The organism is Streptomyces massasporeus (assembly GCF_014648995.1).
In the GTDB taxonomy this organism is placed as follows: domain Bacteria; phylum Actinomycetota; class Actinomycetes; order Streptomycetales; family Streptomycetaceae; genus Streptomyces; species Streptomyces massasporeus.
In genome coordinates this window covers 1-7,283 of the sequence record NZ_BMSE01000047.1, presented here as the reverse complement: position 1 = coordinate 7,283, position 7,283 = coordinate 1, and the positions used below count along the sequence as shown (strand labels likewise).

Sequence of the window (7,283 nt, the reverse complement as noted above, 5' to 3'; positions counted from 1 at the left end):
CCACGACACCAGCACCACCGACTCTCACCACCACCGACCCCACACCGAGAGACCGCAGCCCCGCTGTCGTCGGGTCAGCCGAAGTCAAGCGTCTCCTGTGCAAAGTCGGCCGGGCCCGGACGGGGCAGGGGCGGCGGAGCGCCGTCCTGGCGTGCCGCCTTCCAGCGCTCGGTCAGCTCGTCCTTCCACCCCTTGGGCGGGGGCCACGGGACGCCCCAGGCGGCGAGTTGTGCCCTGCTGTAGCCGCCCTTGGGCGAGCGTGCGGCTTCGACTTCTTCCGGTGAGGGGAGTTCCGTCATGAAGTGTGAACGCTCCGCGTGCAGAAGTTGTCCCGCGAAGGGGTGTTGGAAGATCGACAGGTCGGTTGTCTTGTTCAGCGGGAGCCACCCCTCGGGCATTGGGGAGCTCGCAAGCGAGGGGGCTTCAGCACCGACGGGGGCGTAATACATCTCGGCAGGCTCTTCCCACACAGTCGACTTCAAGGCGACCTGCTCACCGAAAACCTCCTGTCGGAGTTGCAGCAGACCACCCTCATTCAGGACCCGGATGTAGTTCAGGAGCTCGATCGTGCCGACCATGACCCAAGCGACCAACGGCACAGCGGCGCGAAACCGGTCGCGCAACCCGAAGGCATCGCCTTCCCGGCGCCGCTCTGGATCATGATGCACCACGTCTCCGTAGATCCAGGCCATGGCCAGCCCGTGAGCATCAAGATCGCACTGCTTACCCGTGGCTGTGTTAGAAACCATGATCCAGTAGCCGGATTCTCCACGTGTAGAGGGGCTTACCCGTGTCCGCCATTCAGCGCGCGCAGCCCGTATCCACCCCGCATCTTGTGGCGCTGCTCGGCAGATGTAGCCCAGGGCTGACAGCGCCTTCATGTGGAAGCAGTCCTCCTGTTCCAGAAGGATCGGCCTGAGTCGCGCCGCCGCGGACTCAACCACTTCCTCAGGCGGAAGCTCGTACCGGATCCGGACTTCGCCGTTGTGGACGCGTGCGTTGATCTTCATGCGGGTCAACTCCACAAGAGCATCCCAGTCGGAAGCGAGCGAGTGCTCCTCTACTCGTCGAGCCCTCACCACGAATGCCTCCAGCCAGCGCTGGTGCTTCTCGTCAAGAGTCTCTGTCTGACCGCGTCCCACGGTTCCCCCTCACATCAAAACCCCCTCCAGCATGACGCGCCTTCCGATACACATCCATCCAATTCGCCGGGCTGAGATGCATGCAGGAAGGGGGCCAGTTGGCCAGGAGGGCTGCCGGGATCAGGGCGGAGCTTCGTTCAGCCCATGGCTGTCCGGGACCTGCGGGGTCGTTTCCACCAGTCGGCATCACCCGCCGGTCAATTGTTCCTGGGTATCCGAGCTGGAACACCCGGACCGAGACAATGCGGGGATGCAGACCAACTCTGTGATCACCGCAACAGGCACGCTCATCGCTGCGTTCATCGCTTTGTCCGGCGCGTTATGGGCCACTGTCAGCAACCAGCGCCAGGAGCGGCGTAAGCAACTCGCTGAGCGGAGGCACGATCGCCGCAAGGAGGCCTATCTGGCCTTCATCGCCGCCGCACGGGAGTTCCTTCCCTTGACCGAGACGATGTTCCTTGACGAAGAGCGCAGCACCATTGCCGCTCGGGCCGCCTTCGCGGACTCTGCGAAGAACGTCACAGGCTATGCGGAGAATGCCTTGCAGGCCGCTGTGGAGGCCATGACCGAGAGCTGGCCGGACTCACTCAGAGCCGTCGCTTTCTTGAGCGAGCCGAGTGAGAAATGGTACGAGCAGACGCCAAGACTGCTTCACGACCTGAGCGCTGCGTTCGACCGCGTTGACATGGAGGGGCCAGCCAGCGTTGCCGATATTGCGCTCCAGATCGTCAGGTCGGCATACCGTCAGGCCGCAGGCACTCATCTCTTCGAGGCAGAGGCGGAGGAGCAGAGCGGCCCCGAGGGTGACGGACCTTCGTCTATGGACATGCTGCGTGTCGAGATCAGGTACTACACGGGGCAGTGCACCGAGTTCCGGAAGCAGGCCAAGGCCGCGTTGGATTCCTCTGCCGACGACGCAGCAGTCGACGGCGGCACCGGCCCACGCGCAAAGCCGGTGAACGCGACCTGATGCGTCCTCGATATAGCTGGGGTCCGGTGAGCAGTAGAACCTGCGCCTCGAAACCACCGGACCCCAGCCATCCCGACATCGCCCACCGCGCCGCGATGCGTGGTGCCGCCCCGGCTGCGGGCGGGTGGTCGTGGTCGGCGCCGTAGACCCGGCGGCGCAGCAACTGCTCGTCATCACGGTCCGTCCGGTCAGCCTTGCAGCTGCCACTGACAGCCGGGTCCAGCCAGCGTCAGCTGCGGAAGCGCGAGATCCTGGTGCCGCCGGCCCTCTGCTCGGGCACGGCCTGGTCCTGCTTCTGGTTCCCGTGCTCGGTGTGCTCAGCTTGGCGTTCGGCGGTAATCGCCTGCTGCTTGCAGTCGTCACACAAATTCGGGTGGGTCTCCCGTGGAGCGTCCCACCCGGCGGATTCGATGGCCTTCCACCGTTCATCGGTGAACCGGGCGCCGCAGCCGGCGCACACGGGACGGCGGGCCTCCCGCTCGGCCCGCTTCTGTTCGGCCGCGCGGTGCAGCTGCTCCTTGTACTCCCGCTCGCGGGCTTCGTACTCGGCTTGCTGACGGGCGTCGTGTGCTTCGCGGCGCGGGTTGCCGATCGCCTCCAGGAGCGTCTGGTTGTGCGGGCGGCCGAAGCGCCGGAAGATTGCCCCGGCCGGGCCGTGCTCTTGGAGCTGTTTCATGCCGGTGACCACGATGGGGAGCTTGCCGTCGTACATGTGGAAGCCGTCGTAGGCGGTGCCCTGCCAGTGCCGCTGGGTCAGCTCGGCCACCTGCGCGATGACGGTGTTGGGGTTGCGCGGCCCGACGCGGTTGAAAACGAGCAGCAGCGGCGGGTGCGGCACATCGCCGTGACGGCCATCGAGCACCCACCAGCGGGTACGCCACATCGGCCGCTCCTTGCCGTCGACGTCCTTCACCTTCCGCTGGCAGAACCGCATGTACTTGTCGATCTTCGCGGCGAGTACCTGCGCCGACTCGAAGCAGTTGTCGATCTCCACGAACAGCAGCGGCACCCCGTCTTCGGGCGCGGTGATGACGATGTCCGCCTGGGCGCCGCCTCTGCCGGGGTTGGACCACGTGCCCGTTGCGGGCAGCGCCACCTCGGTCGAGTAGGAGGCGATGGTGCCCAACCCGGCGGGCGCGTCGACGGCGGCCTGCGCGGCGGCGAAGACGTCGGCCGGCTCGCGGGCCAGCTGGGACAGGTCCGGCTTCGGGCGCAGCAGGGCGAGCACGGCTTTGTTGACCACCATGGGGTGGGAGGCCCCGGTGCGGCCCGCGCCACGGGCCGGGTCGCCCATCTCCCCCACCGGCCGACCCAGCTCGCGAGCCGCGGCCTTCAGGCCCATGGGCGTCAGGTTGCGCAGCGTGTCCCCGCCCGGGAGCTGCCCGCCGTTCTCTGCCAGCCCGTGCTTGCGCAAATCGGACAGCGCGCCCGTGTGCGCGCCGGTGCGGGCCTGCTTCCGCTTCGACGAGGTCGGCTTGTCGGTGTGCCGGTAACTCAGGTGCGGGGCTGAGATCTGCTGGATCTGTTCGACCGTGGCGACCTTCAGCACTCCGAGCACTCGCAGCACGTCGCCGCGCAGGTTGTTCGATGACCCCGCCGGGTTCTCCTCACGCTTGCCCGCCATCAGCTGCGCTCCCTCCCCGTCGTCTGGCGCGGGCGGCCACCTGCCGAGCGCCGGCCGCGCCCGGCCGCAGAGGGCATCCGGCCCCCGGACCCGATGATCTCCTCCTCCACGGACATCACAGAGAAGTTCAGGAGGAGAGAAGAGAGTTGTGACGGCGCGAGGCGCGACCGTATCTGCGTGGTGACCTGGGCTTTCTCCATCCGGCTCGGCGCCGGGCACCAAAGTGGGTTCCACAGTGGCGTCCCGAGTGCGCACTGCAGGAGGCCAGGGCGGCTTGTCCGGTGCTGGTCAGGCCCGTGGTCAGGGCGGGTGCGCCGGGCGTCTGCCGGGGGTCGGTGGGTGGTCATCGCGGTGGCTCCTTCGCTTCAGGCCGCCCTGGTGGGCGGGGACTCGAGGGAGCAGCGTGCAGGAGACCCCCTTGTCCGCGGTCTGACCATGGCCGGTAGCGGCCGTGGTCAAGGAGAAACGCGGCCGTGGTCGGGGCGGTAGCAGAGGTGGACGGGGGGTCATGGTCGGGCTCGTGGTCGGCCCGACCACCATGGACAAGGGGGCCCGGTTTGGCCCTTGCAGACCCGATTCGCCGGTTTCGGCTCGGGGGGGGGAGAGTTCTCTGGCCTCTGTCCACAGGCTGGCGGGTCGACCCTGCTGGGATGTCGCCATGATCGGCACGGCGACCTACGTCAGGAGCTGCCTGTGTCCCCGTTGGTTCCCTCGCTGCCCCGCACCTGGTCCAGCTCGGCTTCGACTACGTCCTGGCCGTGGAGACCGGCAACGACGCCACGACGGCGCGGCTCGCGCCCGAGGTGGAGCAGGTGCCGGGACTGCTGCCGGCCATCGCGGAACTGGCCGTCTTCCCCGTGACCGCGCTGTCCGACGACACCGACCCTGCGCGGACTCCTTCGTTCTGGACGAGGTCGGCGTCATCTACCTGATGGCGATCCGCGAGTGGCCCGCGACTGCCGCGCCGGGGATGCGCACACCATCGCGCACTTCGTCGGCCAGGTCCTCGCCGACGCACCGACCGACATCGTCCGCGCTCTGCAGGAGTTGCGCGACGAACAGGTTGCGCGGGCCCGTGCGGTGGTGGAGAAGGTGGTGGCCCTTCACCGCTGACCTCACCACTCCACCGGGTAGGAGCGCACCGGTGCGGTGGTGCGCGCACCGAGTCCATCCGGTGCGCCTCCACTCGGTGGGCGGTGCGTGCACCGGGTGGATGCGGTGCGGTGGAGTGGGCCCGGGTGGAGACAGTGGAGGCGGTGCGTTTCTCCTTGACCTGAGCTGAGGTCAAGGAGAAACGCACCGGGTGGATGCGCGGCGCCACTCCCGTCGATGTCGTCCACTCCACTCGGTGGGCTCCACTCGGTGGAGTGGAGCCGGGGCATCGTCGGTGCGCACCACCGCACCGGGTGCGCACCATCGGGTCCACTCAGTGGCCGGCATCCCGGCCGCGGTGCGGTCCGGGTTGCTGTGGGCGGTGCGCCTGCTGGTCGTCCGGGCGCACTGCGTCGGCGTCGGCCTGTGCGGTGTGGCGGTCCGAGCGGGCGCGGGCGTCGTCGCCCGCCTTGGCGAACGCGTCCTGGAGGCGGCGCAGCCGGTCGGCCGTGAGATCGAGGGCTTCCACGTCCGTGCGGGATTCCCGCAAGGCCCGCAGTGCCGTCATGTCGATCACCTCCCCGCGACCGGCCTTCGGCTCCTGGTCGTCGTGCTCGGGATCTGCCGACTCGGGCGCGAGCAGCTGCTCGGGCATCGCGGCCTGCTGGTGGGCGACGACGTCGTACGCCCGGCCCCCCACGGTGGTGGTGGTGCGCAGCTTCTCCCGCACCACCGCGCCAGCGAGGACGGCCCGCTCGTACTGGAGCGGGATGCGGGGGATCTCCCACTCCCCCGCGTCCTGGCCCGGAGGCCGGGGCGCGGCCGGCTCGCCGGGATCGGCCGGGGGTTGCCGGTCCCGGTCGGGCGCGGGGGTGGGTGGGTGGCGCCGGGCGGGGAGGTCGGACAGATCCCATCGGACGGTGTAGAGGCGGTAGCCGGACTCCAGGCCGCGCACGGTCTTCGGCTCGCTGATGTCCAGGCAGTGGGTGGAGATGGCGGCGGCCACGATCTGGTCGTCCAGGCCGGGGTCGCGGCGGCGGCCGCGCAGGACGAGGGCGAGGTGGCGGCGGGCTTCGGCGAGCAGGTGTCGGCGGTGGAAGCGGCCGCCGTCGTTCATCACGAACACGGTCGCGGCGACGTCGACGGCCGCCAGGGCAACGTCGACCACGGCGGCGACCCGGGATCGGATCGCCGCGGCTGCGGCGCGGGCGTGCTCGAGGAGGGAGGTGATAACGCCGGCGGCCACACCGGAGGTGAGGATCGCGCTCGTCTTCCACCACGCGAGCAGCTGCGCGAGCGGCAGGGTCTTCTGCTTGGGCGGGCGGGTCTTGCGGGCGGCGATCTGGTTCAGCTTGGCGCGGGCCCGCTCGGAGACCACGGGCAGGAACCGCGGCTCGCCGTTGTCGTCGACGGCGGTGACGTACTCGTGCTCCAGGTCCTCCAGGCAGGCGGCGATCTGGTCGCTGCGCCGGGAGGTCCAGCGGATCAGCTCGTGCGGCACCCCGGCAATCTCCATCACCGGCCGACGCCCCGGGGTTACGGTGCGCGGCTCGGTCGCCAGCCCGAGCTCCTCGCAGACCTCGGCGGCCACGAGCTCGTTGTAGAGCGCGGAGGCGGCCACCGTGTTCTCGTGCAGGGCCGTGGTGTGGATCGAGCCCCACTTGCCGTCCAGGCGCTGCCCCTTCACGGACAGCAGCAGATGGTCGTGGAGCAGCGGCATACCGGAGCGTGCCTCGTAGTGGCGGAAGCCCGCGGCCACGAGACCGCCGGGCGGCCGCACCCGGTAGATGCCGTCCTTGCCGTAGCGGATCACCGAGACCTCGTCCTCGATCCACTCCAGCACCCGCTCGATCGCCCGCTCGTGCGCGGCCTCGATCACCCGGCGGGTCTCCTCATCGCCCAGCGCCCACAGGAGGTAGATCGTCGGCTGCGGCCGGAACACGAAGTCGACCCCGGTGACCGTCACCCGGCGTCCGAGGGCGCCGGCCTTGAACGCCTTCTTCGGGGACGCGCCCTTGGCGAGCAGGTCGGCCTCGATCCGGTCCGCGTACGGATGCCGGCCACGCTCGCCGAAGAGGTTCCGCAGCTGCGCCTCGGTGACTTCCTCACCCGGCGACAGTCCGAGCACGGCCAGGCCCCGCCCCATCCATCGCCCGGCCGGGACACCGGCTTGCTCCTGGGCGGCGCGCAGCGGCGTGCGGGCCGGGCGGCGGCCGTCGCCGACAACGGTCTCGCGCAGGTAGTAGCGGTACATCTGACCGGCCCGGACGACCCTGATATCCACTGTCATGCAGACCACGCCACACGGCTCTGACCTGCAAGAAAAGGCCGATCAGCGGTACGTCCCGCCAGGCGGGAGCAGCGGCCGAACTTTCTTCTCAGGTGCCCGTCACGCGGGAAGCGGCCCCGGCCCGGAAGTAAATGTCATTGCTCTCCGGCAGCGAAGGACGAGGCC

6 protein-coding genes are annotated in these 7,283 nt (G+C 69.3%); 3 read left to right on the top strand and 3 right to left on the bottom strand.

Going from position 1 to position 7,283, the window contains the following annotated elements; genetic code table 11:
• Nucleotides 1–74: 74 nt before the first annotated feature.
• The gene (locus IE153_RS40900) at nucleotides 75–1,010 is read right to left on the bottom strand and encodes a hypothetical protein (RefSeq protein ID WP_189594747.1); all 936 of its coding nucleotides are present in this window, start codon (nucleotides 1,008–1,010) and stop codon (nucleotides 75–77) included.
• Between the two features lie 382 nt (nucleotides 1,011–1,392).
• On the opposite strand from IE153_RS40900, the gene IE153_RS40895 reads away from it, so the two are divergent.
• Nucleotides 1,393–2,112 (top strand): hypothetical protein, encoded by a 720-nt coding sequence (locus tag IE153_RS40895; protein WP_189594746.1) that lies wholly within the window; start codon nucleotides 1,393–1,395, stop codon nucleotides 2,110–2,112.
• Nucleotides 2,113–2,341: 229 nt separating this feature from the next.
• Here the strand turns inward: IE153_RS40895 and IE153_RS40890 are convergent, their stop codons facing one another.
• Entirely contained in the window at nucleotides 2,342–3,736 is a 1,395-nt protein-coding gene (locus IE153_RS40890; protein WP_189594745.1) for a replication-relaxation family protein, read from the bottom strand.
• Nucleotides 3,737–4,494: 758 nt separating this feature from the next.
• Here IE153_RS40890 and IE153_RS40885 point away from each other — a divergent pair.
• Together IE153_RS40885 and IE153_RS40880 are read left to right on the top strand one after the other, a co-directional pair.
• Nucleotides 4,495–4,668, top strand: coding sequence for a hypothetical protein (locus tag IE153_RS40885; RefSeq protein ID WP_189594744.1), 174 nt, complete (start codon nucleotides 4,495–4,497; stop codon nucleotides 4,666–4,668).
• Nucleotides 4,669–4,681: 13 nt separating this feature from the next.
• Nucleotides 4,682–4,849 carry a hypothetical protein gene (locus tag IE153_RS40880; protein ID WP_189594743.1) on the top strand — a complete coding sequence of 56 codons (168 nt, stop codon included), beginning with the start codon at nucleotides 4,682–4,684 and terminating at the stop codon, nucleotides 4,847–4,849.
• A gap of 313 nt (nucleotides 4,850–5,162) precedes the next feature.
• On the opposite strand, the gene mobF is transcribed toward IE153_RS40880, so the two are convergent.
• Nucleotides 5,163–7,118, bottom strand: a complete 1,956-nt coding sequence (mobF, locus tag IE153_RS40875) for a MobF family relaxase (protein WP_189594742.1) — start codon at nucleotides 7,116–7,118, stop codon at nucleotides 5,163–5,165.
• Nucleotides 7,119–7,283: the final 165 nt, after the last annotated feature.

Excerpts from the sequence above, each read along its gene's own strand:
- IE153_RS40900 (WP_189594747.1), bottom strand. The coding sequence starts at position 1,010 with ATGAAGATCAACGCACGCGTCCACAACGGCGAAGTCCGGATCCGGTAC.
- IE153_RS40895 (WP_189594746.1), top strand. The coding sequence starts at position 1,393 with ATGCAGACCAACTCTGTGATCACCGCAACAGGCACGCTCATCGCTGCG.
- IE153_RS40890 (WP_189594745.1), bottom strand. The coding sequence starts at position 3,736 with ATGGCGGGCAAGCGTGAGGAGAACCCGGCGGGGTCATCGAACAACCTG.
- mobF (WP_189594742.1), bottom strand. The coding sequence starts at position 7,118 with ATGACAGTGGATATCAGGGTCGTCCGGGCCGGTCAGATGTACCGCTAC.